The organism is Brachybacterium sp. GPGPB12 (genome assembly GCF_038396325.1).
Classification (GTDB): domain Bacteria; phylum Actinomycetota; class Actinomycetes; order Actinomycetales; family Dermabacteraceae; genus Brachybacterium; species Brachybacterium conglomeratum.
In genome coordinates this window covers 3,394,381-3,420,669 of record NZ_CP149573.1, presented here as the reverse complement: position 1 = coordinate 3,420,669, position 26,289 = coordinate 3,394,381, and the positions used below count along the sequence as shown (strand labels likewise).

At 72.6% G+C, this 26,289-nt stretch carries 14 protein-coding genes, 2 tRNA genes and 11 pseudogenes; 10 read left to right on the top strand and 17 right to left on the bottom strand.

The features are described 5' to 3' along the window. Positions 1-142: 142 nt before the first annotated feature. The 7 genes and pseudogenes from nrfD to WKH84_RS19940 form a co-directional block, all read right to left on the bottom strand. Positions 143-1,258 (bottom strand): annotated as a pseudogene (gene nrfD, locus WKH84_RS19970) (NrfD/PsrC family molybdoenzyme membrane anchor subunit). Continuing rightward, positions 1,255-2,260: pseudogene (locus tag WKH84_RS19965) on the bottom strand (4Fe-4S dicluster domain-containing protein). The pseudogenes nrfD and WKH84_RS19965 overlap by 4 nt, the downstream one beginning before the upstream one ends. Beyond that, positions 2,257-5,554 (bottom strand): annotated as a pseudogene (fdnG, locus tag WKH84_RS19960) (formate dehydrogenase-N subunit alpha). The pseudogenes WKH84_RS19965 and fdnG overlap by 4 nt, the downstream one beginning before the upstream one ends. Positions 5,555-5,698: 144 nt before the next feature. Next, positions 5,699-6,046 (bottom strand): annotated as a pseudogene (locus WKH84_RS19955) (chorismate mutase). Further along, positions 6,043-7,382 (bottom strand): annotated as a pseudogene (clpX, locus tag WKH84_RS19950) (ATP-dependent Clp protease ATP-binding subunit ClpX). The pseudogenes WKH84_RS19955 and clpX overlap by 4 nt, the downstream one beginning before the upstream one ends. 158 nt (positions 7,383-7,540) lie before the next feature. Next, positions 7,541-8,172: pseudogene (locus WKH84_RS19945) on the bottom strand (ATP-dependent Clp protease proteolytic subunit). A 120-nt stretch (positions 8,173-8,292) separates the two neighbouring features. Further along, positions 8,293-8,868, bottom strand: a complete 576-nt coding sequence (locus tag WKH84_RS19940; RefSeq protein ID WP_050815762.1) for an ATP-dependent Clp protease proteolytic subunit — start codon at positions 8,866-8,868, stop codon at positions 8,293-8,295. 398 nt (positions 8,869-9,266) lie between these two features. On the opposite strand from WKH84_RS19940, the pseudogene WKH84_RS19935 reads away from it, so the two are divergent. Then, a pseudogene (locus WKH84_RS19935) lies at positions 9,267-10,104 on the top strand (NlpC/P60 family protein). Between the two features lie 58 nt (positions 10,105-10,162). Here WKH84_RS19935 and WKH84_RS19930 read toward each other — a convergent pair. From WKH84_RS19930 to WKH84_RS19920, 3 genes are all read right to left on the bottom strand, one after another. Beyond that, positions 10,163-10,831: a dihydrofolate reductase family protein gene (locus WKH84_RS19930; RefSeq protein WP_341854870.1), complete on the bottom strand. Its 669-nt coding sequence runs from the start codon at positions 10,829-10,831 to the stop codon at positions 10,163-10,165. A 141-nt stretch (positions 10,832-10,972) separates the two neighbouring features. Further along, positions 10,973-12,463: a trigger factor gene (gene tig / locus WKH84_RS19925; RefSeq protein ID WP_341854869.1), complete on the bottom strand. Its 1,491-nt coding sequence runs from the start codon at positions 12,461-12,463 to the stop codon at positions 10,973-10,975. Between the two features lie 85 nt (positions 12,464-12,548). Beyond that, positions 12,549-12,622 (bottom strand) — tRNA-Pro (locus WKH84_RS19920). Between the two features lie 138 nt (positions 12,623-12,760). On the opposite strand from WKH84_RS19920, the gene WKH84_RS19915 reads away from it, so the two are divergent. Beyond that, positions 12,761-12,834 (top strand) — tRNA-Gly (locus WKH84_RS19915). Positions 12,835-13,003: 169 nt separating this feature from the next. Here the strand turns inward: WKH84_RS19915 and WKH84_RS19910 are convergent. Next, positions 13,004-13,459, bottom strand: coding sequence for a hypothetical protein (locus WKH84_RS19910; RefSeq protein WP_341854868.1), 456 nt, complete (start codon positions 13,457-13,459; stop codon positions 13,004-13,006). Positions 13,460-13,490: 31 nt separating this feature from the next. Further along, positions 13,491-14,309: a methyltransferase gene (locus WKH84_RS19905; RefSeq protein ID WP_341854867.1), complete on the bottom strand. Its 819-nt coding sequence runs from the start codon at positions 14,307-14,309 to the stop codon at positions 13,491-13,493. A 104-nt stretch (positions 14,310-14,413) separates the two neighbouring features. Here WKH84_RS19905 and WKH84_RS19900 point away from each other — a divergent pair, with 104 nt between their 5' ends. The 3 genes from WKH84_RS19900 to WKH84_RS19890 are packed head-to-tail and all read left to right on the top strand — an operon-like array spanning position 14,414 to position 15,623. Further along, positions 14,414-15,037 carry a PLP-dependent aminotransferase family protein gene (locus tag WKH84_RS19900; protein ID WP_341854866.1) on the top strand — a complete coding sequence of 208 codons (624 nt, stop codon included), beginning with the start codon at positions 14,414-14,416 and terminating at the stop codon, positions 15,035-15,037. Continuing rightward, positions 15,028-15,390 (top strand): hypothetical protein, encoded by a 363-nt coding sequence (locus WKH84_RS19895; protein WP_341854865.1) that lies wholly within the window; start codon positions 15,028-15,030, stop codon positions 15,388-15,390. The genes WKH84_RS19900 and WKH84_RS19895 overlap by 10 nt, the downstream gene beginning before the upstream one ends. Then, entirely contained in the window at positions 15,387-15,623 is a 237-nt protein-coding gene (locus WKH84_RS19890; RefSeq protein WP_341854864.1) for a hypothetical protein, read from the top strand. Before WKH84_RS19895 ends, WKH84_RS19890 begins: the two co-directional genes overlap by 4 nt. Positions 15,624-15,791: 168 nt before the next feature. On the opposite strand, the gene WKH84_RS19885 is transcribed toward WKH84_RS19890, so the two are convergent. After that, complete coding sequence (locus tag WKH84_RS19885) at positions 15,792-16,886, bottom strand: hypothetical protein (RefSeq protein ID WP_341857049.1); 1,095 nt, start codon at positions 16,884-16,886, stop codon at positions 15,792-15,794. 772 nt (positions 16,887-17,658) lie between these two features. Then, a pseudogene (locus WKH84_RS19880) lies at positions 17,659-17,970 on the bottom strand (ATP-binding cassette domain-containing protein); the annotation flags it as partial. A gap of 382 nt (positions 17,971-18,352) precedes the next feature. Here WKH84_RS19880 and WKH84_RS19875 point away from each other — a divergent pair. Next, on the top strand, positions 18,353-18,889 hold the full coding sequence (locus tag WKH84_RS19875; protein WP_341854863.1) for a CarD family transcriptional regulator: 537 nt from the start codon (positions 18,353-18,355) through the stop codon (positions 18,887-18,889). A 130-nt stretch (positions 18,890-19,019) separates the two neighbouring features. Here the strand turns inward: WKH84_RS19875 and WKH84_RS19870 are convergent. The 3 genes and pseudogenes from WKH84_RS19870 to WKH84_RS19860 all read right to left on the bottom strand — a co-directional run. After that, positions 19,020-19,943: pseudogene (locus tag WKH84_RS19870) on the bottom strand (MFS transporter); the annotation flags it as partial. Continuing rightward, entirely contained in the window at positions 19,937-20,203 is a 267-nt protein-coding gene (locus tag WKH84_RS19865; protein WP_341854862.1) for an MFS transporter, read from the bottom strand. The pseudogene WKH84_RS19870 and the gene WKH84_RS19865, both read right to left, overlap by 7 nt. A 54-nt stretch (positions 20,204-20,257) precedes the next feature. Further along, a complete protein-coding gene (locus tag WKH84_RS19860) occupies positions 20,258-20,755 on the bottom strand; it encodes a hypothetical protein (RefSeq protein ID WP_341856982.1) in 498 nt (165 codons plus the stop codon). 339 nt (positions 20,756-21,094) lie between these two features. On the opposite strand from WKH84_RS19860, the pseudogene WKH84_RS19855 reads away from it, so the two are divergent. The 4 genes and pseudogenes from WKH84_RS19855 to def all read left to right on the top strand — a co-directional run bounded on the left by WKH84_RS19855 (position 21,095) and on the right by def (position 26,281). After that, positions 21,095-21,842: pseudogene (locus WKH84_RS19855) on the top strand (HAD-IA family hydrolase). Further along, positions 21,839-24,388, top strand: a pseudogene (locus WKH84_RS19850) (glycosyl hydrolase family 65 protein). Before WKH84_RS19855 ends, WKH84_RS19850 begins: the two co-directional pseudogenes overlap by 4 nt. 148 nt (positions 24,389-24,536) lie before the next feature. Then, the gene (locus tag WKH84_RS19845) at positions 24,537-25,718 is read left to right on the top strand and encodes a YihY/virulence factor BrkB family protein (RefSeq protein ID WP_341854861.1); all 1,182 of its coding nucleotides are present in this window, start codon (positions 24,537-24,539) and stop codon (positions 25,716-25,718) included. Then, on the top strand, positions 25,715-26,281 hold the full coding sequence (gene def, locus WKH84_RS19840; RefSeq protein WP_341854860.1) for a peptide deformylase: 567 nt from the start codon (positions 25,715-25,717) through the stop codon (positions 26,279-26,281). Before WKH84_RS19845 ends, def begins: the two co-directional genes overlap by 4 nt. Positions 26,282-26,289 lie beyond the last annotated feature (8 nt).

Here is a 26,289-nt window from a genome sequence, read left to right as displayed (position 1 = left end):
TGCGACGCGACGCATCGATCCTCTGGACAGCAAAACCTGCGGGGCGGGCAGGAGGGCGGGCCGAGCCTGCGGGGCGGGCAGAACCTGCAGGGAGGGCTGAGGCGGCAGGGCCGACGGGTGCCTCGCCCGTCGGCCCGCCCGCTCAACCGGCGGTGGTGATCGAGTCGTCGGTGATGCCGGCGGCGCGGCGGGCCGCCAGGCGCGCCTTCTGCGGCTCGATCACGCGGCGCGGGTCCTTCACGGACTCGAGCCCGGCGTTCAGCACCCCGAAGCGGGTCAGCGCCGAGGCGGTCAGCGGCGCGGCGCCGCTCGCCGCGGCGATCACGCGGTCGCGCCCCGCCGAGGAGCGTGCCGACGCCGCCCGCGATCGCGAGGCGCTCCGCCCAGGTCAGGAGCTTGCCCGGCGTCCCGGTCTCGAGCGGCTCCCGCTCCAGGGGATGCATCGACTCCTTCATCAGGTGCATGCTCGCCACGTCCCCGGCGACCCCCGCGGCCGCGAGGAGCCGGGCGGGACCGGCCTCGGCGACAGGGGTGGTGACCATCGCGGCACCACCGGCGGCGAGGCTCGCGGAGGAGGCGAAGAGGTACGGGAGGTGGCCGCGGCCTGCCTCCCAGGTGGGGACCACGGTGTTGCCCAGCGCGCACCGGTGTACGAGGCGAGCGGCGGGGCGAGGGCGACCTGGCCGAGCGAGGCGGGTGCCTCCGCTGCCTTGAGCAGGGGGCGCGGCGCCCCGAGCGGCACCTTCTCCCCCGTCAGACGGTCCACCTCGACCGCGCCGAGCACGCCGGACAGCGAGGCGAAACCTCCCACCACCCAGGTGCCGAGGCTCATGGGACTGGTGACCTTGACCGTGCGCATCATGTTCAGGAACCGCTCGGGGCGGCCGAGATCCTCGATGAGCGCCAGCGTGCCGACACCGACGGTGCCGAGCGCCGTGAGGCGCGCATTGCGCCGCAGCAGCGGGCGATCCGTGCACTGCGCACCGAAGGCCAGCGGCGCCGACCCGCCGGCGACGCCGCCGAGGAACAGGTACACGGCGATCGGCGCCTTCCACGGCGGTGCCTTGACCACGGGCCGACCGTAGTACGAGTCGAACTCGTCGGACCGCTCGAATTCGACGTCCTCGACGACCGCGCCCTCGCGGGAGCCGTCGCCCATCCCGACCTCGCCGAGGCCGCGGCGGCGTCGACGCTTCCCTCCGCCGCGTCGGCGGGGCTTCTCCGGCGGACGGTCCGCGTCGTACTCGGTGATGCTCATCGACGCGCCCCCAGGAAGGACAGCGCGACGGCCGCGACCATCCCCGCGCCCGCGATGCCGGTGCGGGCGTAGAGCTTCGGCGGCCGCCTTAGTGGGCACCTGCGGGTCCGGCGGGAGGCCGTACACCTCGGGCTCGTCCAGCGGCAGAGGAACACCGAGCCGGTGCCGCCCACGCCGTCCTTGGGGTTCGCCCCGTACAACCGCGCCTCGGTCATGCCGCGCTCGTGCAGGTCGGCGACCCGCTGCTTCGCGTCGGCCGTGAGATCGGGGTGGTCGCCGAAGGTGATCGACTGCGTGGGGCAGGTGGCGGAGCAGGCCGGTCGCTCGCCGTCGACCAGCCGGTCGTAGCACAGCGTGCACTTGCTCGCGGTGTTGCGGCGGGGGTCCTCCTCCTCGCGCACGGCGAACGGGGAGACGGTCCCGTCGTCGCGGCGCTCGATGACGCCGAAGGGGCAGGCGCTGACGCAGGTGCCGCGCCCGTTGCACACGTCCTGCTCGCACGACGACGGAGCCGTACTCGGAGCGGAAGATCGCACCGGTCGGGCAGACGTCCAGGCGACCGGCGTTGGTGCAGTGCTTGCACACGTCCGAGGACATCAGCCAGCGGAACTCGGGGGTGTCCGGCGGGGTGCGGTCCACGTCCGAGAGGTCACCGGCGGGGGTCGCGCCGCGCGTGCCGGAGGACTTCGGGCCGATCCCCGGCATGCCGAGGCTGACGAGCTTGCGCCCGGACTCCCGCGCCTCCTCGATCCGCTCCTGGCCCTGCTCGACGAAGGCGACATGGCGCCAGGTGTTCGCGCCGAGCTCGCCGGTGTTGTCGTAGCTCGAGCCGAGGATCTCGAGGTTGCCGTCGATCGGGTTGCGATTCCACTCCTTGCACGCCACCTCGCAGGCCTTGCGCCCGATGCAGATGGAGGTGTCGGTGAAGAACCCCTTGCGCTCGTGGTCGTGGTCCCATCCCGCGTCCGCGGAGGGTCCTTCCGGTCCGGCGAGCAGGCTCATCGGTTCCTCATCTCCTTCATCGACGGCTCCCCTGTGGGCACGGCGGTGGCCTCCTCCGGACCGCGCATCTCGTGCGCGGTCCCGCCCGTGGCCGGGCCGGCACCGGGAGCGCCCTCGGCCCCGTCGACCTGCGGGTGCGGCGCGGGGATCAGCCCGGCCCTGCGGCGGTACTCCTCCACCAGCTCGGCACGGCCCGGCCCGCGGGGGCGGCGCCCGGGCAGGATCGTGCACGAGTTGTTCTTGCTGTTCTGGATCTGCGTGTTGGCGTCGAGGTTCATCCCGATCAGGTCGTTCGCCCCGTCGCCCTGCACCACCGCGGCGCCGCCGCGGCCCCAGTGGAACGGGAGGCCGATCTGGTGGACAGTGCGCCCGCCCACGTGGAGCGGGGTCATCCGCTCTGTGACCAGAACCTTCGCCTCGATCGCGTTGCGGGCCGAGATGATCGTCGCCCACCCGTAGGGCTCGAGCCCGATCTCCGCGGCGAGCTCCGGGGAGACCTCGCAGTACATCTCCGGCTGGAGCTCGGAGAGATAGGGCAGGAACCGACTCATGCCGCCGGCGGTGTGGTGCTCGGTGATCCGGTAGGTGGTGAACACGTACGGATACACCTCACCGCCCTGCGCCGACGCGCCCGGCGAGCTGAGGTTGTCCTCGTCCTGGAAGGTGACCCTGGTGGGGTTGGACTGCTGGGGGTACAGAGGATTGGGGATGTTCGACTCCGGCGACTCGTAATGGGTCGGCAACGGCCCGTCCACCATGCCGGTCGGCGCGAAGAGCCATCCGCGCCCGTCGGACTGCATCGTGAACGCATCGGTCCCCGCCAGCGCCGCCGCGCCGCCCTTGCCCGGGTCACCGGGGTCGTCGGGACGCTTCGTGGGCGGGAAGTCGGGCACGTCCTTCCCGGTCCATGTCCCGGTCTCCTCGTCCCACCAGACCCACTTCTTCCGCTCGCTCCACGGGCGGCCCTCGGGATCGGCCGAGGCCCGGTTGTAGAGGATCCGTCGGTTCCCGGGCCAGGCCCAGCCCCAGTCGGTCATGGTCTCGTCCTGCTCCTGACCGGGTGTCCGCTTCCGGGCACGGTTGATCCCGTCCGCGTAGACGCCGGAGTAGATCCAGCGACCTCCGCTCGTGGAGCCGTCGTCCTTCATCTCCCCGAAGGAGGCCAGCGGTCGCCCGGCCCTCTCACCGGAGATGTGTCGGCCGTTGATCTCGGCGAGCACCGCCTCGGCGTCCGGCTCGCCGTGCTCGTTGACAGGATAATCCCAGGTCAGGTCGAGGATCGGCCGGTCGCGAGGGTCGGAGGAGTCCTTGAGCTTCTCCCGCACGCGGCGTCCCAGCTCGTACATGAACTCGAGATCGCTCTTCGCGTCGCCCGGCGGCTCGACGGCCTGGTCACGCCACTGCACCATGCGCTGGGTCTGCGTGAACGACCCGGCCTTCTCGGTGTGGTTCGCGGCCGGGAGGAAGAACATCTCGGTGCCGATCTGCTCCGGAGAGAGCTCCCCCGACTCGATCTCGGGTCCGTCCTTCCAGAAGGTCGCCGACTCGATCATGTAGAAGTCGCGCACCACCATCCACTTCAGGTGCGTCAGGCCCAGACGTTGCATACGCCCGTTGGCCGAGCCGACAGCGGGGTTCTGGCCGAACAGGAAGTACCCGTCGACCCCGCCCTCGAGCATCCGCATGACGGTCTGGTACGTGCCGTGCGCGCCGGTGAGCCGGGGCAGGTAGTGATACCTCCAGTCGTTCTCTGCCGTGGCGTGCTTCCCCCACCAGGCCTTCAGCAGATTGATCGTGTAGATGTCCGCATTGGCCCAGAAGCCCTTCTGCTCCTTCTTCCCCACCAGTCGCGTGTACTCGTCGAAGTCGTCCTGTCCGGCCTTCGGCATAGGAAGGTAGCCGGGCAGGATGTGGTAGAGCGTCGGGATGTCGGTGGAGCCCTGGATGGTGGCGTGTCCGCGCGCCGCCATGATGCCGCCGCCGGGGCGTCCCATATTGCCCATGAGCGACTGGAGGATGCCGGAGGTGCGGATCATCTGCGCCCCGCCCTGGTGCTGGGTCCAGCCCAGCGCATAGGCGAACATCGTCGTCTTCTCACGGCCCGAGTTCTCCGCGATCGAACTCGCGAGGTACTCGAAGTCCTCCGGAGCGATGCCGCAGGTCTCCTGCACCATCTCCGGGGTGTAGCGCGCGTAGTGACGCTTCAGGATCTGGAAGACCGTGCGGGGGTGCTGCAAGGTCTCGTCCCGCTCGGGCAGGCCGCGCGCGATCGCGTCGGGATCACCCGCATATGCCCAGGTGGAGTTGTCGTAGGTGCCGGTCTCCGGGTCGTAGCCGGAGAACAGGCCGCCGAGGTCCTCGGGATCGCCGTACTCCTCGGAGACGAGCGTCGAGGCGTTCGTGTACGCCTGCACGTACTCCTTGAAGTACAGCTCGTTCTCGAGCACGTGCCGGATCACGCCGCCGAGCGGCGACGATGTCCGTGCCGGTGCGGATCGGGATGTGCCGGTCGGCGTTCGCAGAGGTGCGCGTGAACCGCGGGTCGACGTGGATGACCCGGGAGCCGCGCTTGCGCGCCTCGATCACCCATTGGAAGGCGACCGGGTGGGCCTCGGCCATGTTCGAGCCCTCGATGACGATGAGGTCAGCGTTGGCGAAGTCCTGCACCGTGTTCGTGGCACCGCCACGACCGAACGAGGCTCCCAGACTGGGAACCGTGGCGGAGTGTCATATGCGGGCCTGGTTCTCCATCTGGATGGCGCCCGCGGCGGTGAAGAACTTCTTGATCAGATAGTTCTCCTCGTTGTCGATGGTCGCGCCGCCGAGGCTCGCGATGCCCATCGTCCGACGGAGGGGGTTGCCCTGCTCGTCCTCGTCCTCCCAGTGCTTCCGGCGCGCCTCGAGGAAGCGGTCCGCGATCATGTCCATCGCGGTGTCGAGGTCGAGGTCCTCCCACTCGGTCCCGTAGGGGCGGCGGTAGCGGACCTTCGTCTGGCGCAGGTAGGAGTTCGCGAGTCGCTCGCTCGCTGCGCCCTTGGGGCACAGGCGCCCCCGGGAGACCGGGGAGTCCGGGTTGCCCTCGATGTTGATGACGCGTCCGTCCTTGTGGAAGACGCGCTGGCCGCACCCGACGGCGCAGTACGGGCAGATGCTGTCGGCGACGCCGTCCGCCTCTGCGGTGCGCGGCGCGGTGCTGCGGGTCCGCGGGGACGTGACGGCGGTGCCGCGTCCCATCGGATCCGCCCCGCGCAGCCGCCGGATCACCGGCCAGTCGAGGAACGTCTTTCGAGCCATGTCCCGGATGCTATCAGCGGTTTCGGCTCGGACGGCGCGGTCTGCGAGGAGCGGACCGACCGGATGGGCGAACCGGACCCGTCGGCCGGGCGGAGCGGGCCCGCCGAGAGCCCGTCGGCGGGACGAACGAACCCGCTGGGGACATCAGGCCCCGGCGGCACCCTCGTCGCGGATCCGCTCGTGGTGGCGGATCACCTCGGTGACGATGAAGCGCATGAACGCCTCGGCGAAGGTGGGGTCCAGCCCCGCGGCATCGGCGAGGGAGCGCAGGCGCTCGATCTGCTCGCTGCTCGCGGTCCGGATCCGCCGGCGGCAGGCCGTGCTCGGCCTTCAGCAGGCCCACGCGCTGGGTGTGGGAGAAGCGCTCGGCGAGCAGGTGCACGAGGGCGGCGTCGATGTTGTCGATGCTTTGCGCCGCTCCTCGCCCAGCGGCTCCCGGGCCCGGGCGACGTCCGCCTCGCGCGGCGCGCCCGCGTGGCCGGGTGCGCTCATGCGGTGCGCTCCTGCCGGTCGCTGTCGTGCTCGCGATCCGCGTCCTTGCCGGTGAGCATCAGGGGCGCCCGGCCCTCGGTCACGACGCCCTCGGTGATGACCACCTTGACCACATCGTCCCGGGAGGGGACCTCGAACATGACCGGTCGCAGGGACTCCTCGAGGATGGCGCGCAGGCCGCGCGCACCGGTCTCCCGCTCGACCGCCTTGTCCGCGATGGCCTCCAGGGCGCCGCGCTCGAAGTCGAGCTCGACGCCGTCCAGTGCGAACATCTTGCGGTACTGCTTCACCAGCGCGTTGCGGGGCTCGGTGAGGATCGTGATCAGCGCCTCCCGGTCGAGGTTCGAGACGCTCGTGATCACCGGCAGGCGACCGATGAACTCGGGGATCAGGCCGAACTTCAGCAGGTCCTCGGGCAGCGGCTTCGAGTACAGCGCCTCCTGCGCGAGCGGGGAGTGCGACTCGGAGCCGAAGCCGATCCCGCGCTTGCCGATGCGGGAGCCGATGATGTCCTCGATGCCGGCGAAGGCGCCCGCCACGATGAACAGCACGTTCGTCGTGTCGATCTGGATGAACTCCTGATGGGGGTGCTTGCGCCCGCCCTGCGGCGGCACCGCCGCGACCGTGCCCTCGAGGATCTTCAGCGCCGCCTGCCGCACGCCCTCGCCGGAGACGTCACGGGTGATCGAGGGGTTCTCGGCCTTGCGGCCGATCTTGTCCACCTCGTCGATGTAGATGATTCCGCGCTCGGCCTTCTTCACGTCGTAGTCCGCGGCCTGCAGGAGCTTCAGCAGGATGTTCTCGACGTCCTCGCCGACGTAGCCGGCCTCGGTCAGCGCGGTGGCGTCCGCCATCGCGAAGGGGACGTCGAGCATCTTGGCGAGGGTCTGGGCGAGGTAGGTCTTGCCGCGACCGGTGGGGCCCACCAGCATGACGTTGGACTTGGAGACCTCGATGTCCTCGTGGTCGTCGCTCGCCTCCTCGGCGAGGGTCGCGGCGGCGCTCTTCGCGTTCGGAGCCGCCTGCGCGGCGTCCTGCGCGCGCACGCGCTTGTAGTGGTTGTAGACCGCGACGGCGAGGGCGCGCTTGGCGGGCTCCTGGCCGACCACGTACTCCTCGAGGAAGTCGAAGATCTCACGCGGGGCGGGCGCGGGGCCTGCTCCTCGGCGGCGGGCTGAGCGGCCTGGATCTCCTCGGCGATGATCTCGTTGCACAGCTCGATGCACTCCTCGCAGATGTACACCCCCGGCCCCGAGATCAGTCGCTCGACCTGCTTCTGCGACTTGCCGCAGAAGGAGCACTTGAAAACGTCCCCGTTCTCGCTCGTACGTGCCACAGCTGTCATCCTCCTCGGCGCTCAGGTCCGTCCAGCCTACCCGCCGCTCCTGGCGTGACCGCGCAGGCTCGCTGTGGGCAGAACGACGGCCCCGCCGCAGCGGGGCCGTCGTGGTCGATCGTCGTGCGGCGGAGCCGTCGCGGCGGCCCGCCGACGCGTCAGCGCCCGAGCGCCGAACGCGCCTCCTTGCGGGAGGTGAGCACCTGGTCGACCAGGCCGTACTCGAGGGCGCCCTGCGCGGTGAGGATCTTGTCGCGCTCGATGTCGGCGCTGACCTGCTCCTTCGTGCGACCCGAGTGGTGGGCGAGGGTCTCCTCGAGCCACTCGCGCATGCGCATGATCTCGTTGGCCTGGATCTCGAGGTCGGAGGCCTGGCCGCCGCCACCCTCGCCGCCCATCGCGGGCTGGTGGATGAGGATGCGGGCGTTCGGAAGCGCGAGGCGCTTGCCGGGCGCGCCGGCCGCGAGCGAAGACGGCGGCGGCGGAGGCCGCCTGGCCGAGGCACACGGTGGTGATCTCGGGCTTGATGTACTGCATCGTGTCGTAGATCGCGGTCAGCGCGGTGAACGAGCCGCCGGGGCTGTTGATGTACAGCGTGATGTCGCGGTCCGGGTCCTGGGACTCGAGCACGAGCAGCCGCGCCATGACGTCGTCGGCCGAGGCGTCGTCCACCTGCACGCCGAGGAAGATGATGCGGTCGTCGAAGAGCTTGGTGTAGGGGTCCTGGCGCTTGAAGCCGTAGGGCGTGCGCTCCTCGTACTGGGGCGAAGACGTAGCGGGAGGTCGGCATCTGAGCGGCGGCGGCGGGCGCGCGCCGGCCTGGGCCATGGGCAGAGCGCCGATGGTGCGGGGATCGAAGGTCACGGGGTCTCCTGGTCTCGAAGGTGTCGGAAGGTGCTGGAGGGGGCGATCAGCTGTCGGTGCCGCCGCCGCCCGTGACGTCGCCGGAGCCGGCGACGATCTTGTCGATGAAGCCGTACTCCAGGGCCTCCGCCGCCGTGAACCAGTGGTCGCGGTCGGAGTCGGCGTGGATCTGCTCGACGCTCTTGCCGGTCTGCTCGGCGATCAGCTCGGCGAGCTGGTTCTTCATCGAGAGGATGAGGTCGGCCTGGATGCGGATGTCGGTGGCGGTGCCGCCGAGGCCGCCGAGCGGCTGGTGCATGAGCACGCGGGTGTGCGGGGTCGCGTAGCGCTTGCCCTTCGTGCCGGAGGAGAGCAGGAACTGGCCCATCGAGGCCGCCATGCCCATGCCGACGGTCACGATGTCCGGCTTGACGAACTTCATCGTGTCGTAGATGGCCATGCCCGCGGTGATCGAGCCGCCGGGGCTGTTGATGTAGAGGTAGATGTCCTTGTCCGGGTCCTCGGCGGCCAGCAAGAGGATCTTGGCGCAGATCGCGTTGGCGTTCTCGTCGCGGACCTCAGAGCCGAGCCACACGATGCGCTCGCGCAGAAGGCGCTGGTAGACGTTGTCGTCGAGGCCCATCGGGGAATCGCCGGCCGCGTCACGGGGCGCGGAGGGCTGGCGCTCTGCGGGGTCTGAGAGGTCACGGGGGCTCCTTGATCGCGGGAATCGTCGATGCGTCGACTCTAGGCGCTGGGTGGGAGGGTGACGGGTCCTGTTCGCCGCAGGCGCACTGCCACGGCGTCGCGGCCCCTGTGGCGCCCCGCCCCCGGGAACGTCAAGGAGGGGCGAGAGTCGGTCACGACTTCCTGCCGAAGTGTAAAAAAGAGACAAAGAGCGTTCTCCGGGTCCGCCAAGCGCCTTCAGAACCGCCCGGCGACCCTCCTACCTTGAAGTCACCACCCCGGCCCCAGAGGTCGCGACATCCCGCAGGAATGCCCCCGACCCCCGGTCGGGATCGGAAGGAACTCCCGCTCATCATGGCTCAGCACAACTCCCACCGTCTCCCCGGCCGCGCTCAGCTCCCCACCCGCCAGGCCGGTACCGCGGCCCGCGGCCTCGGCGGCGCCGCCGTCCTCGGCACCGTCGTCCTCGGCACCGCCTTCACCGGCGCCTCGGCCCAGGCCGCGCCCGCCGCCCCGAGCGCCCCGGCCGCTCCGGCCGCCGCCGCTCCGGCCACTGCCGACGCCGCCCCCTCGGTCGCCCCGTCGGCCGCCCTGAACTCCACCCAGAAGCTCCGCTGGGGCTCCCGCGGCGGCGCCGTGCAGGAGCCGCAGACGGCGCTGAACGCGAACGGCGCGGGCCTCGCGGTCGACGGCGTGTTCGGCAAGCGCACCCACGCGGCGGTCAAGGACTACCAGTCCTCCAAGGGCCTCCAGGTCGACGGGGTCGTCGGCCCGAACACCCGCGCCGCCCTGAACGGCGGCGTCTCCACCGGCGGCGCGTCCGCTCCGTCCTCGAGCGCCTCGAGCTCCTCCTCCAGCTCCTCCAGCACCATCGTGAACGCGGCCCGCTCCGCCGTGGGCACCCCCTACTCCTGGGGCGGCTCCTCGCTCAGCGGCATGGACTGCTCGGGCCTGGTGAACTACGCCTACAAGGCCGCCGGCATCTCGGCTGCCGCGCACCTCCGGCCAGATCGCCAACGGCGGCCGCTGGATCTCCCAGTCGCAGGCCCAGCCCGGCGACATCGTCGCCTGGTCCGGCCACGTCGCGATCTACGCCGGCAACGGCCAGATCATCGACGCCTCCGGCTCGAAGCGGCGCGTCGTCGAGCGCTCCATCTGGGGCAACCCGATCGGCTTCGTCACCTACCGCTGAGCCACCGGCTCCCCGGTCCACGGCCCGGCTCCCCTCGCGGGAGCCGGGCCGTTCTCATTCATCCGTCCCCGCTCGATCCGGCCGCTGCACCGTTCCCCGCCGCCCCGCGGGGACGGTAGATCCGGCCGCATCCTGCTTCCGCGCCGGGGATCGGCCCGACCAGCTCCCAGTCGATCCGCCGCCCGCCGGGCACCGAGAAGGCGCGCGTCCCGTCGCCGAGCATCACCGGCGCGGAGAAGATCTGCGGCTCGTCGACGAGGTCGAGCTCGAGGGCCTGGCGGGCGATGTCGGCGCTGATGATCTGCACGTCCCTGCCGCCCGCGAGCTCGTGGGCGCGACGGATCGCCTCGGCCACGTCGACGTCCAGGGCGGTCACCGAGGGATCGCCGGCGAGCTCCTCCGGCCGATGGGTCAGGATGATCTCGACCCCGCTCCATGCGCCGCCGTAGGCCTCCGAGGTGAGCTCGCCGCGCTCGGCCGCCTGCGCGACCGCGGCGTCGTAGCCCCGCCGGCCGGAGATGATCACGCCGACGTTGTCGGCGAGCCGCGCCACGACCTCGCCGTCCATGGGCGGGCAGGCCTCGAGCCACGCCATGTCGTGCTCGGGCCCCGTGATGAAGCCGTCGAGCGAGGCGGTGAACCCCCAGGTGACCCTGCCCCGCGGCGCCCGCATGCTGGCCGTGGCCGCAACGGGGTCGTCGGGGCGGTCGGGTCGGTGCGGTGCCATGCGTCGCTCCCGGGAGTCCGCGGTCCCCGGCGCTCGCCAGGACGGGCAGTCTCCCACCGACGCCGACGGGCCGCCACCCCCGGAAGGGGTGACGGCCCGTCGATCTGCCGTGCGGGGCCAGGCCCCGTCAGCGGCGGAGGGTCACTCGGCGGTCTCGTCCGTGGAGGCCTCGTCCTTCGCCGCCGCCTTCTTGGCGGGGGCCTTCTTGGCCGGAGCCTTCTTCGCGGCGGGCTTCTCGGCCTCCGCGTCCTCGGCGGACTCGTCGGCGGCGGCCTTCTCGGCCGGAGCCTTCTTCGCCGCGCCCTTCTTCGCGTCGGGCTTCTCCTCGGAGTCCTCGGCCTGCTCGGCGTCGTCGGCCTCCTCGGCCTTCAGGCCGAGGTCAAGCACGTCGCCCTTCGCGTTCTTGACGGTGACGTCGGCGAGGACCACGTCGAGCGCCTTGGAGCGCCGCACCTCGGCGAAGATCTGCTCGAGCTGGCCGGACTGGGCGAGCATCTGCAGCGGCTGGTTCGACTCGATGCCGTACTGCGCGGAGAGCCGCGTCATGTAGCTCATGAGGTCGTTCTGGTCGACGTCGACCTGGCGGGTGCCGTTGATCTCGTCGAGCACGAACTGGGCGCGGATCGCCTTCTCGGTGTCCTCGCGGATCTCCTCGGCGTGCGGGTCGCCGGCCTCCTTGCCCTCGTTCTGCAGGTGGGAGAGGATCTCGTCCTCGACCAGTCGCTCGGGCACGGGGATCTCGAGCTCCTCGAGGAGCTTCTCGAGCAGGGCGTTGCGGGCGAGCGCCACGCGGTTGCCCTCGGCGTCCTTCTCTGCCTGGACCTTGAGGTCCTCCTTGAGCTCGTCGATGGTGTCGAACTCGGAGGCCATCTCGGCGAACTCGTCGTCGGCCTCGGGCGACTCGCGCACCTTCACGGACTGCGCGGTGACCTTGACCTGCGCCTCCTCGCCCGCGCGGTCGCCGCCGGCGAGCTTCGAGACGAAGGTGGTGGACTCCTCGGCGGACAGGCCGATGAGCGCCTCGTCGAGGCCCTCGAGCATGTTGCCCTCGCCGATGCGGTAGGAGACGCCCTCGACGGACTCGATCTCCTCGTCGTCGATGGTGGCGATCATGTCGAGGGAGACGAAGTCGCCGTCCTCGGCCGGGCGGTCCACGCCCACGAGGGTGCCGAAGCGCTCGCGCGGCTCGTCCAGGCGCACCTGGACGGCGTCGGCGTCGACCTCGGGCTCCTCGATCTCGACCTCGTAGGAGGCGAAGTCGGGCGACTCGATCTCGGGGCGGACGTCCTGCTCGACGGTGAAGAGCAGGTTGCCCTCCTCGGAGCCGTCCAGGCCCGGCACCTCGGTGACCTCGACCTCGGGGCGGCCGACGGGCTTGAGCTCCGCCTCGGCCGCGGCCTGCTGGTAGAAGTCGGGCAGGGCGTCGTTGACGGCCTCCTGCATGATCGCAGGGCGGCCGAAGCGCTGCTCTACGAGCTTGGAGGGGACCTTGCCCTTGCGGAAGCCGGGGATCTGCACCTGATCGGCGATCTTCGTGGTGGCCGCCTCGACGGCGGGCTTGAGCTCGTCGAAGGGCACCTCGACGGTGAGCTTCACCCGGGTGGGGCTGAGCTTCTCGGACTCGGTCTTCACTGGTCAGGTCTCCCTGTAGATGGACATCGGATGGACGATTCTGGTGGCGCCCCGGAGCTCGCGCGGCGGCGACCCGGCGGCGGAGTCGGGGTGACAGGATTTGAACCTGCGACTTCCCGCTCCCAAAGCGGGTGCTCTACCAAGCTGAGCTACACCCCGGAAGGCAACCCAGGGAATATTACCCGTTCCGCCCGTGCGGCGGCGGGGAGCGCCCGGGGCGCTGTGAGCAGATGCATGTCGTCCCAGCCACGCCGGATGTGCTCGGACGGCTCTGATCTGGTTCAATAGGTGCCGCATGCGGGCGTAGCTCAATGGTAGAGCCTCAGTCTTCCAAACTGATTACGCGGGTTCGATTCCCGTCGCCCGCTCCAGCATCCGGGCCGCATCTCCCCAGTTCAGGGGGATGCGGCCCGTCTCCGTTCCGGCGCTCGTCCCCGCCGTCGCACCGCGGCTCCAACGCCTCGGGCGTGCTCGGATCCCACCCGCTGTCGCACCGGGCTCGGGCCGTTGGGCCGCCGCCCGTCTGCAGGCATCCGTCGGTCAATCGCCGAGGGCGCGCGCCATGAGTCGCGCGATCCGCTCGGCGGCGGCGTCGTCCACCTCGGTGACCGCGAAGGCCGTCGGCCACATGCCGCCCTCGTCGAGGCGGGCGGCGGCGTTGAAACCGAAGCCGCTGTAGCGCTCATCGAACTTCGAGGCCGGCGTGAAGAAGCAGATCACCTCGCCGTCGAGGGCCCAGGCGGGCATCCCGTACCAGGTGCGGGGATCGAGCCGCGGAGCGACGAGGGAGACGATCTCGTGAACGCGATGTGCGTCGCGGCGGTCGCCCTCGGGCAGGCCGGCGATCAGCTCCTCGAGCTTCGTCCGGTCGTTCTCGCGCTTCTTCGCGCCGCGGCCCTGGGCCTTCTCGGCGCGGATCTCCTCGGCACGGGCGCGCATCGCGTCCTTCTCGGCGGCGCTGAAGGTGCCGGGGGTGTCGTCGGCGTCTGTGCTCATGGTGCCCCTCCTGGTGTCGGGCTCGGGTCGGTCAGTCGGTGGGCTGTTGGATGCGGATGAGGTCGCCCGCGGGGTCGCGCACCCGCGAGCACGGCGGTGCCGTCGTCCTCGCCGAGCACCTGGTCCACCGCGCCGAGCCGGCCGGTGGCGCGGGCGACCTCGGCCGCGGCGCGGCACTGCCCGCGGTGCGGCTCCCAGGAGCGACGACGCCGCCCCGGGCGAGGCGGTCGGCGGCTCCGGCAAGGAGCGTGCGGACGTGGTCGAGCCCGTCCTCGCCGCCCAGGAGGGCGGCCGGGGGCTCGTGCTCCCGTGCTTCGCGGGGCATCAGGGCCAGACGGTCCCGCGGCACATAGGGCGGGACCGCGGCGATCACGTCGAAGCGCTCGCCCGGAGGGAGCGCCGCCCAGCCGTCGCCGAGGTGGAGCACCGCCTCCGCGGGGAGGTTCTGCCGGGCCACGGCGAGCGCCGCGTCGTCGACGTCGGCGACGTGAACGCGCGCACCGGGCACGCCGCGGGCCACCAGCGCGGCGACGGGCGCGGCGCCCGCGCACATCTCGAGCACCCGCGGCGCGCGCCGGGCACGGGCCTCCCGCACCGCCTCCCCGATCAGCAGGGCCGTGCGCTGTCGCGGCACGAACACCCCGGGGGCGACGACGAGGCGCTCCCCCATCACCTCCACCTCTTCCACCACCTGCTCGAGGAACTCCCCCGCCTCGCGCCGACGGGTCATCGCCTCGAGCTCGTCAGCGTCCCGGGCGGCCGCGCGCGCGACCTCGGCCTCCTCCTCGGCGAAGACGCCGCCCGAGGCGCGCGACCGCGTCGCCGTCGTGCCCTGCCCGCCCGCATCCATCCCTCCAGTGTCCTCTCCGAGTCCCGGCAGGGCCAGGGAGGCGGCGGGCGGATCTCACTGCGACGCCGCCCGCTCCCGTGCGGCCTGCGTGACACGATGGTGCGATGACCACGACCCCGAGCCCCGCTTCGTTCCGCTTCCCCGTCGCCGCGCGCTACGCGGGGATGGAGTCCTCCCCGCTCAAGGACATCTTCTCCCTCGCCGCCCGCGAGGACGTGGTCTCCTTCGCCGGCGGTATCCCGGACCCGGAGCTGTTCGCGCTCGAGGACGTCACCGCCTGCTACGACTGGGTGCTCGCCGAGCAGGGCCATCGCGCGCCGCAGTACGGGGTCAGCGAGGGCGAGCTCGAGCCGCGCGAGCAGGCCGCGCGCCGTGTCTCGCGCGATCTCCCCACCGACGCCTCCCAGATCCGGGTCACCTCCGGCTCGCAGGAGGGGCTGTTCGTCGTCGCCCAGGCGCCGCTGGAGCCGGGCGACGTGGTGCTGGTGGAGTCCCCGACCTATCTCGCCGCGGTCCAGGCCTTCTCCGTGCACGGCGCGCGGATGATCGGGATGGACACCGACGACGACGGCGTGATCCCCGAGGCGCTCGAGGAGGCGATCCGCACCCACCATCCGCGGATGGTGTACCTGATCCCCACCTTCCAGAACCCGACCGGGAGGACGATGCCGATCGAGCGCCGCCAGGCCGTCGCCGAGGTGCTGCGCAGCGCACCGACGTGCCACTGATCGAGGACGACCCCTACGGCGCGCTGAGCTTCACCGGCGGCACCTGGGCACCGATCGCGGCGCCGCCCGGCATGGCTGAGCGCACGATCCTGTTGAACTCGATGAGCAAGCTCATGAGCCCGGGCGTGCGCATCGGGTGGATGCGCGCGGAGGGCCCGGTGCTCGACACCCTCGCCGTGGCGAAGGCCGCGATCTCGATGCAGTCCTCCGTGGTGGATCAACTGATGGTCGCCCGCTATCTCGAGACCGTGGACCTCGACGCCCACGTCGCGCGGGTCAGCGCCGTCTACCGCGAGCGGCGCGACGCGATGTCCGCGGCGATCTCCCCGGTGCGCCGGACGGCGCGCACGTGACCCGGCCCGAGGGCGGGATGTTCCTGTGGGCCTCGCTCGGCGAGGGCTACGACGCGCAGGAGATGCTCGCCGACGCGGTCGCGGCCGGGGTCGCCTATCTGCCCGGCTGGTCCTTCTACGCCGACAACGCGGACCGCTCCACGATGCGCCTGAGCTTCGTCACCCACTCCCCCGCCGTGATCGAGGACGCCGTCGCCCACCTCGGCGAGGTCATCGCCGCGCACCGCGCCTGAGCCGGCGCCGCGGCTGAGCCCTGCCCCGCGCCTGAGCCCTTCGCTCCGCCGGCGGCACAAGCCGGTTTCTGCTCCCGCCCCGCCCAGCGGATCACGGGGTTCGGCGTGGTGCGGATGTCCATCGCGCGTCTCCTTCCCTCATGCCTGCGGCTCCTGCAGGCGACGACGTCAGCAGCGGCGCGAGCGCGCCGAGGAGCGCCGCCGCGGCGAGCGAAGACGGCCCCGGGACCGGCCGGCGCGACGAGCAGCAAGACGGCCGCGCCGAGCATCGGCACGACGAGGACGTCGGCCTGCCAGGCGAGCATGACCAGCACGGAGAGGTCTCCCTGCGGGGTCGGGATCGGGGTGGCGAGGGCGAGCGGCATGGTGCCCTTGGCCGCCTCGTGGGCCCGCGCGGCGAGGACCACGGCGGCCACGGCGACGGGCAGCGAGCACCGAAGCGGTCCCTGCTAGGTCTCCGATGGTGACGCGGGCGAGAAGACCGCCGAACGCGCCGAGCACCGCCAGGAGCGGCCCGGGCGCGATCGCGTGGAGGAGCAGCTGCGTCCCCGCGCGCTGGCCGAGCAGCGGCGGGGCGCCGAGGGTGTGCACGCCATGACGGATCCCGTCGACGAAGGCCCCGGCCCCGGCCCGGAGGAGGAGAGTGCCGAGCGCGAGCGGCGCCCACGCCGTCGGCCCCGCCGACAGCGCCGCCCCGCCGAGCGCGACCGCGCCGAGCGCCGTGCCGAGCGCGCCGCCAGCGCAGCGGTCCGGGGTGCGCGACCAGGCGACGGCGTCCCGGCGCGCGTACAGCACGGCGAGCGGCCCCGCCCCGATCGCCCGCAGGCGACGGCCCGTCGTGGGCAGGGCGCGGAAGGTGCCGGCCGCCCCGGCGAGATCCGTCGAGGCCGCGGTCGTGGTCGCGGCCTCCCATCGGGCGGCCTGCGCGGCCAGCTCGACCCCGCGCGCCCGGCCGAGCAGGGCCCCGCACAGCACCACACCCGCGGCGCCCGCCGCCGCGAGGCCCGCCGCCCGCACCGTCTCCGGTCCGCTCCAGGTCCCCGCGCCGTCCCGGACCTCGCCCCCGGCGGCGTCCGCCACGGCGAGCGGCGGCGGCACGACGGCGAGCGCCGCCCCGAGACCGACGGAGAGGGCCAGCGACCGCCTTCCCGACGGACGCAGCAGCTGGCCCGCCGACCACGCACAGCCCCACAGCAGTCCCAGCCCGACCCCGCCGAGGACGAGGAGCGCCGCCGCGCCGGCCCCGGCGCGTCCTGCCGCCACGAGCGTCGCCGCCAGGAGTGCGGCAGGCAGTACGGCGGCCAGCGGCGGCGGCAGCAGGGCGCGTGCGAAGGGGCGCCGCGCACACGATGCGGCGGGGCATGGGGCCGGCGGCCAGGGTGGCGGTGAAGAAGGGCGGGAGCAGGGCGGGGCCGCGCACCGCGCCGAGGCCGACGAGTCCTGCCGCGCCGGCGAGCGCGAGGCCCAGGGCCACGCGCGGCGTCTGCGGGCTCAGCAGGAGCGCGATCACGTCCGGCCTGGCCAGCGCCCGGCCCGCCGAGAGCAGCGCCGGCAGTCCGATGACGACGACCACCATCGCAACGAGGTAGAGCAGGTAGAGCAGGTCGCCGCGGGTGCGGGCGCGGGACCGCTGCGCCCACACCTCGCGGACGGGGCCGAGGGAGGCGCTCACCACGGCTCCTCGAGCGCGATCCGCCGCTCGGCGAGCTCCTCGACCAAGCGGGGGCTGTGGCTCGCGAGCACGATCGCGGTCCCGGCCCGTGCCCTGGCGCGCGCGCGCGTCGATCACCAGATCGAGCCGGTCGGGATCCAGGCGGCCGCTCGGGCTCGTCCAGGACCAGCACGGCGCTGGGGCGGGCGAGGGTGAGCGCGAGGGAGACCAGCTGGGACTGGCCGCTGGAGAGCTCGTGGGGGAAGCGACCCGCGAGCGGGAGGATGCGCGCTCCTCGAGGAGCTCCCGTCCCCGCGCACGGGCGGCGGAGGCTCCGCTCCCCCAAGTCGCCCCCACGAACTGGAGGTGCTCGAGGACGGTGAGATCACGGGCGGTCTGCGCGGGGCCGATCAGCGCCGCCAGCGCCTCACGGAAGGCGGGGTCGCGGTCGTCGGGGCGTCTGCCCGCCACGCGCACCCGCCCGGCGGTCGGCGCGAGCAGGCCTGCGAGGACCCGCAGCGGCGTGGTCTTGCCGCCGCCGTTGGGGCCGGTGACCGCCAGGACCTCGCCCGCGGCCGCGCCGCCGCTCGCCTCCAGCAGCGAGACGCTCTCCTCGCGCGACGACGCCGACCGCCTCGAAGGCCACGACCTCCGGCGGGGTCGAGGGCGGCGGGGTCGTCGAGGAGGGACCGGCATGGCCCCATTCCACCGCATCGACCCGCCGCCCGCCCCCGACGATCGTCGGCACTCCGTCGCGCTTCCGGGGAGCGGCGTCGCACGGCCGCGGCCGTGCGATCGCGACCGCCCGATCGCGGCAGTCCGGCCGGAGCGGCCCGGCACGGATGTGACCCATGCGGAAACGTCAGGGCCTGGATTAATTGTCAGATCCGTGAGACCATGGATAGGCGCTGTCGTAGGCTCCGCCACCCTGTCCCTGCAGGTCGAGCGGGGCTCGAGCCGCCCTGTTTCCCCTCGTGGACCGGTCCTTCCCGGGCCGGGCCGAGGTCGCGGGCGGCCGCCTCGACCCCACCAGGGCCGCGGTACCGCCGGCGCACAGGTCCACCGAGGAGGAACCCCCTTGTCCGTTGCCACTGCGTCCGACTCCACCGCTTCGAAGGTCGGCAAGGTGCTCACGCACCCCGTCCACGGTCCGGTGCGCATCGTCTCGACCCTGACCCGCACCGTCAAGGGCGAGCCGCGCGAGTACGTGGACCTGGAGGTCATCGGCGACGAGATGCAGATCTCCGTGCCCGCCGACGGCAAGGACGTCGTCGGCCTGCGCCCCGTGCTCGGGACGAAGGAGATCGACACGCTGATCGCCCAGCTCGGCGAGCCCATCGAGCCGCCGGCGAAGAAGGCGTCCTGGGCCCACCGCATCAAGTCGCTGCAGATGCGCCTCCAGTCCGGCCGTCTCACCGACCGCATCGAGGTCATCCGATCGATCGTGCGCGACTCCGGCGGCACCCCGTCCTCCCTCGCCGAGCGCAACCTGCTCAAGCAGGCCATCGACCCGCTGGCCTCGGAGATCGCCATCGCCCGCTCCGTGAGCCGCGAGGACGCCGCGGAGTCGCTGCAGAGCACCGCCGAGGGCGCGCTGGTCGACGCCGCGGCGTGACCGCCCACCCGGCGCGCTCCAGCTCCAGGAGCCGCCGCCCCGCCCCGTCGCCCCGTGTCAGCGCCCCGGGTCCCCCCGGAGGGTGTGACGCGGGGCGCGTGCGTGAGAGCCACAGCCCGCCCGCGACGCAGAGCGCACCGGTCGCCGCACCCGCCGCGGCGACAGGGGCGACCACTGTGATCGCGGTGACCAGCGACGGGGCGGAGAGCCGCCCGGCGCCGAGCATCGTGTTCCACCAGGAGAGATAGCGGGTGCGCCCGTGCACCGGGGAGACGTCGATCCCGAGGGTCATCACGATCCCGGAGCCGAGCCCGTTGCCGACGCCGATCAGCAGACTGGGCAGCAGCAGGGCGAGGACCGAGGCGGTGCCGCCACCGTCGGCCCAGGCGGTCCCGAGCAGGGCGAGCAGGAGGAATCCCGCGCCCATCACGAGCGCGCAGGGCACCGCGACGGCGGCGCGGCCATAGCGGTCCATCAGGGTCCCGGCCGGGATCACCAGCAGGATCTCGAGCGCCGCGGAGATCCCGAAGACCACCGAGATCCACACCGGGTCCAGGCCCAGCGCATCGCCCAGCGGCGGGACGATCACGGGCCGGTTCACCCGCGCCATCATCACCGGCGCGATCCCGACGCCGACGGCCACCATCCGCCTCAGCACCGCCCGGTCCAGCGTGACCTGGGCCGGGGAGCGCGGGGCGCGTCCGCGTCGGCCCTCCGCACCCCGGGACCGCGCCTCCCCCGGAGGGAGGAACGCGGCCACCATCACGGTGCCGGCCGCGGCGGTGAGCGCGAAGAGCAGGAACACCCAGGCCATCGATCCGGCCGCCATCACGACCGCGCCGAGCGGCGGCCCGATCACCTCCCCCACCCGGATCACCCCGCCGAAGAGGGTCATGCCGCGTGCCCGCATCGTCGCGGGCAGGGCGGTGCCGAGATACGCCTGCCGTCCCAGGCGCCACACCTGGGTGCTCGCGGCCATCACCAGCAGCAGGACCACCAGCATGATCCGGTGCAGGAGGTCGCCGCCGCCCCCGAGCGCGGGCGCGATCAGCACGAAGGCCAAGACGTTCGAGAGCACGAGCAGGCGCGACCCGTGATCACCAGCGCCGCGCGCGCCCCGATCCGGGAGATGAGGCGTCCGGCGGGGATCGGGCCGAGGAAGGAGGTCAGGCCGAAGATGGTCGACAGCGCCGCGGCCTGCGGGACGCTGAAGCCGAGGTCGCGCGCCAGCAGGGGGATCACCGGCATCAGCGCGGCCAGGCCCACGAACTCCAGCAGGCTCGGCGCGTAGACCGAGGGGACCAGCCCGCGCAAAGACCGCCGCAGGTGAGCGCCCGTCCCTCGAGGCGGGGCCGGGGGCAGGGGTGGTCACCGCCCGAGTGTGGCACCGGTTCGTGAGCCGGGGCAAAGACCTCCCGGGGAGCGGACGCCGTCCCGCCCGCTCAGGTCTCCTGCGGGGAGGCCAGGCGGGAGCGGAGCGCCTCCGCCTCGACGCGCCGTGCGACGCCCTCGTCCACCCCGGCCGCGACCGCCTCGGCGGCCCAGCGCACGGACCAGGCGCGCAGGTACCGACGCCCCTCCTCGCCCCGCATCCACTCGCGGGTGGGGACGGGCGCCTCGGCGAGGCGACCGTGGCGCCAGCCGTCGGTGTGCGCGACGAGCGCGAGCGGCCGCGAGCTCCCAGCCGAGCGCCACCTCGCCCGGGCCGCCCCGGTCGAAGCGCTCGCGGGGGACGAGGACGGTGTGGCGCGGCCGCAGCGGCGTCGTGCCGTCGTCCTCCGGGTCCAGCCGGATCTGGAGCGGGTCCTCCTCGCCGATCTGCTCCCACAGCAGGGAGAGACGGTGGGGCTCCTCGACCTCGAGCACGGTCCCGCTCGCGCCGTGCGGCGCGGTGAAGCGCCCGCCCTCGCGCGCTCGCCCCGGACGGGGCCGTACCAGGCCTCGAGCTCCTCGGGGCGGGTCAGCAGGGGCCACAGCTGCGCCGGGGCCAGGTCCAGGTTGGTGGTGAGGGTGAGCACCGCCCGCACCTGCGGGTGGCCGCCGGGGGCCTGCTCGTCGATCTCGAGCTCGCGCCGCACCGCCTGCAGGGCGGGCAGCGACTCGGTGGCAGTCATCGTCTCCTCGGAAGGTCTCGAGCCGTTCCGGGCCGGCGCACGGGCGCGGGCACGGACCCCCGAAGCGTAGCCCACCGCCAGGGCCCGTAGCATGGCCGATGTGACTTCAGCGCGAACCTTCCGACCAGCAGATCTCACGGCTCATCTCTTCGATCTCGACGGGGTCGTGACCCCGACGGCCGAGGTGCACATGCGCGCCTGGGCGACGATGTTCGAGCAGTTCCTCTCCTCCCGCGGCGTCGAGCCGCCGTACACGGAGGCGGACTACTTCGAGCACGTCGACGGCCGCCCCCGCTACGACGGCGTCCGTGCGGTCCTCGCCTCCCGCGGCCTCGAGCGCGCCCGAGGGCGAGGACACCGACCCCGGCGAGCAGAGCGCCGGGGAGGAGACCGTGCGCGGCCTCGGCAACCGCAAGAACCAGCTCGTGCTCGAGCTGCTGCGCCGCGACGGCGTGGCGCCCTATCCGGGCACCGTCGCCTATCTGGACTCGCTGGGCGAGGGAGCGCGCCTGGCAATCGTCTCCTCCTCCCGCAACGCGGAGGAGGTCTTGCGCTCGGCCGGGCCGCGGGAGCGCTTCGAGCACGTGGTCGACGGGAACGTCGCCGCCCGCGAGGGCCTGCCGGGCAAGCCCGCCCCGGACACCTTCCTCCGCGCCGCCGCGCCGCTGGGCGTCGAGCCCGCCGACGCGGTGGTCTACGAGGACGCTGTCTCCGGCGTCGCCGCCGGCGCCGCGGGGCGCTTCGGCGCCGTCGTCGGCGTGGACCGCGGGGCGGGGCGCGAGGAGCTGACCGCCGCCGGAGCCACCCTCGTCGTCGCCGATCTGGAGGAGCTGGCATGACCCGTCTGCGCTCGCTGCCCGAGGACCCCGTGGACCGCACCCGCCTGCCGGTCGACGAATGGCGCCTGGTCGAGTCGCGGCCGGGCGGCGACCTGGGCCTGATGGAGACGCTGTTCGCGACCGCCAACGGCTATCTCGGCATGCGCGGCACGCCCGAGGAGGGCCGGGACGCGCACAGCCACGGCACCTTCCTCAACGGCTTCCACGAGACCTGGGAGATCAACCACGCCGAGTCCGCCTTCGGCTTCGCCCGCACCGGGCAGACGATGATCTCGGTGCCGGACTCCTCCACGCTCAAGCTGTACGTGGACGACGAGCCGCTGCTGCTGTCGATCGCGGACCTCGAGGAGTACGAGCGCTGGATCGACTTCCGCGAGGGCGTCTTGCGGCGCGAGCTGATCTGGCGCACCCCCGCCGGGAAGCGCGTGAAGGTCTCCACCGCGCGGATGATCTCCTTCTCCCAGCGCCACCTCGCGCTGATGACGATGCGGGTGGAGATGCTCGAGGGCTCCGCCCCGATCGCGATCTCCTCCCAGATCGTGAACCGGCAGGACTACCGCGACGACTTCGGCAAGGGCGTGGACGGCGGCCCCGTCACCGACAAGGCCGATCCGCGCCAGACCACCGCCTTCACCCACCGGGTGCTCGAGCCGATGCAGGACTGGCACAGCGAGCGGCGGATGCTTTGCTGGGCTACCGGGTGGCGCGCTCGGGCATGACCCTCGCCGTCGGCGCGGACCACGTGATCGAGTCCGACGCCGAGACCGAGCACCTCACGGACACCTCGGCCGACTTCGGCCGACAGGTCACCCGCGCCCATCTCGAGGAGGGCTCGGTGCTGACGGTGCGCAAGTCGGTGGCCTACCACTCCTCGCGCTCGGTGCCCCATCGCGAGCTCTTCGACCGCCGCCGCCGCACCCTGGACCGGGTGCGTCGCGACGGCTTCGAGGCGCATCTCGCGACGCGCGGGAGTACCTCGCGGACTTCTGGCAGAGCTCGGACGTGCAGCCGCCGGGCCAGCCCGAGGCGCGGCGAGGCGACGCGCTGGTGCCTGTTCCAGCTCGCCCAGGCCACGGCCCGCTCCGACCAGTGGGGCATCCCCGCCAAGGGCGTGACCGGCTCGGGCTACGAGGGCCACTACTTCTGGGACAGCGAGATCTACGTCGTCCCCTTCCTCACCTTCACCCAGCCGCGCTGGGCCCGTAACGCGCCGCGCTTCCGCACGACCATGCCGCCCAAGGCGCGCGAGCGGGCACGGGAGCTGAACCAGCGCGGGGCCCTGTTCCCCTGGCGCACGATCAACGGCGACGAGGCCTCCGCCTACTACGCGGCCGGCACCGCGCAGTACCACATCGACGCCGACGTCTCCTACGCCTTCTGCCAGTACACGGACGTGACCGGCGACGTCGACTTCGAGCGCCGCGACGGGGTGCAGGTGCTGGTGGAGACCGCCCGGATGTGGGCGGACCTCGGGTTCTGGCGGGTCACCGCCGCGGGCGTCTCGAGCTTCCACATCAACGGCGTGACCGGCCCGGACGAGTACACGACGGTCGTGAACAACAACCTGTTCACGAACGTGATGGCGCGCTACAACCTGCGCCGCGCGGCCCGCGCCGTGCGGGACCTGCGCGCGGCCGACGAGGCCGCCTACGAGGCGTTGCGCGTCGAGCTCGAGCTGGACGAGATGGAGCTGGACCAGTGGGAGGCCTGCGCGGACGGCATGTTCGTGGCGAAGGACGACTCCCTCGGCATCCACCTCCAGGAGGATCGCTTCCTGGAGCGGGAGATCTGGGACGTGGCGAACACTCCGGAAGAGGCGTTCCCGCTGCTGCTCGCACTTCCACCCGCTGGTGATCTACCGCTTCCAGGTGCTCAAGCAGGCCGATGTGGTGCTGGCCCAGTTCCTGCGCGGCGGCGAGTTCACCGCGGAGGAGAAGCGCGCCGACTTCGAGTACTACGACCCGATCACCACCGGGGACTCCTCGCTCTCCGCCGTGGTCCAGTCGATCATGGCCGCCGAGGTGGGCCATCAGGAGGCGGCGCTGGACTACTTCCGGGCCGGGCTCTTCGTGGACCTCGGGAACCTCCACGGCAACACCTCCGACGGCGTGCACATCGCCTCGGCGGGCGGGGTGTGGAACGCGCTCGTGCACGGCTTCGGCGGGATGCGCCACGACGAGGGCCGGATCAGCTTCGACCCGCGCCTGCCGGCGCAGTGGCCCGAGCTCTCCTTCCCGCTGACGGTGCGCGGCTCCCGCTTCCGGGTGCGCCTGGTGCGCGAGGAGATCTCCTTCACGCTCGAGACCGGCGAGGAGATCGAGGTCTCCGTGCGCGGCGAGAGCGTGCGGGTGACCGCCGACGGCGTCTCCGTCCCGCTCGCTGACCAGGGCCCGCTGCTGGACGATGCGGTGCTGTCCAGGCCCGTCGGCCTGGGCGATGCCCGCGCGGACGGCTCGATCATGACCTCCTTCGTGCCGGGCGATCCCGAGGACCCGTGGGAGTACCCGGTCGCCTCCGACCCCGACGACATCGTCGACGAGGGCTGAGAGATCATCGACGGAGGCTGACCGGCGCGTCACGAGGGCGGGGCCCCTGCGGCGCGGTGGACTAGGCTCCACACCGCCCGCACGGCCCCCGTCCCTCCGTCCCGACCTCCCGGCCCGGGACCCGACACCCCTCCGGAGCGGCTCCACGGTGACCACCTCCCGTCCGCGTCGGCCACGGCCGCAGGTCGAGCTCGCCCGACCCCGGCTGAGCATCCTGCACGTCCTGAACCGGGTGCGGATGCGGCCGCTGGACATCCAGGTGTGGGACGTGGCCGGGACGATGACGTTCTACCTCTTGCTGTCGCTGTTCCCGGGCGCGGTGGCCGTCGTGTCGATGATGTCGCTGATCGGGATCGAGACGGAGACGCTCTCCGCGCTCTCCGGGCTGATCACCGAGATCTTCCCGACCCTGGATCCGCGTCCCTATCTCGGGGCGATCCAGGCCGTCTCCAGCACCAGCGGCGGCCTGCTGGGCCTGCTGCTGGGCACGCTCGGCTCGCTGGTCTCCGCGTCCAACGGCGTCGCCGCCTTCCACCGCGCGCCGCACAGGGTCTACGACACCCGCGAGGGGCGACCCTTCCTGTGGTTCCGCACGATCGTGTTCGGCGAGACGGTGCTCATCACCGCGGTGGTCTTGCTCGCGATCGGCATGATCATCCTGGGCGGCGAGGCGAGCCAGCGCATCGGCGAGTTCATCGGCATCCCCATGATCGCCTTCCACGCCTGGAACATCGTGAAGTGGCCGGTACTGCTGGTCATCCTGATCATCGGGGTGTCGCTGGCCTACTACCTGTTCCCCAACGTGCGACTGCCCCGCTACCGGCTGATGACGCTGGGCTCGACCCTCAGCGTGCTCACCCTGTTCGGGACCGCGCTGTTGGCCGGGCAGCCGCTCGTCTACGCGACCCGCTTCGCGGAGGTCCTCACCGTCCTCAACGGCCTGATCGCGATCCTGCTGCTGATGTGGATCGCGAACATCGTGGTGATCACCGGCGCGGCGCTGGACGCCGAGTTCCTGCGCGCCCGTCAGCTCGCCACCGGCCTGGAGGCATGGCACAAGCTCGAGCTCGCGCCGCATGCGACCCACACCCTGGACTTCCTCGCCCGTGACGCCGACGAGGCCGAGGAGCTGGGCCGCGCGGTCGCCGAGTCCGTCCGCAGCGGGGAGCCCCTGCGGCGGGAGCGGGGCGCCTGGATCGTCGAGTCGACCAACCCTCTCGCGGTGAACCCGCCGCGCCGACACCGGGTCACCAGCGACCCCCTCCCCGTGGAGAGCACCGATACGGGGCCCTCCGCCGACCCGTCGAGCCAAGGAGGCTCCCCCGCATGACCGTCCGCCCGATCACCATCGCCGGCCACCGCGCGCTCTCGCAGCGCACCCGCCGCGTCCGAGAGGTCACCGACGAGCCGCGCACGCTCGTCGCGGACATGTTCGAGACGATGGACGCGGCAGGCGGCGTCGGCCTCGCCGCACCGCAGGTGGGCTCCCGCTGGCGGCTGTTCGTGTACTCCTGCCCCGACGTGAGCGACACGTTGCGACGCGGGGTGGTGCTCAACCCGGTCCTCGAGCGCTTCGGCGGGATCACCTTGGACGAGGAGACCCTCGAGGGATGCCTCTCCGTGCCGGGCGAGGGGTTCCCCACCGCACGGCACCGCGGCGCCCGGGTGACGGGCACGGATCTCGACGGGGCCGAGGTCGTGCTGGAGGACGAGGGCGGGGTGCTCGCCCGCGCGCTCCAGCACGAGGTCGACCATCTCGAGGGGTCCCTCTATCTGGACCGGCTCACCCCGGCGAGGAAGCGGGAGGCGCTGGACGCGGTGCGCGACCGGGGCTGGCGCGCGGGCGGCATCCTCACCTGGGACCCGAGCGAGATGGAGGCCGCGGAGGTCTGAGCCGAGGG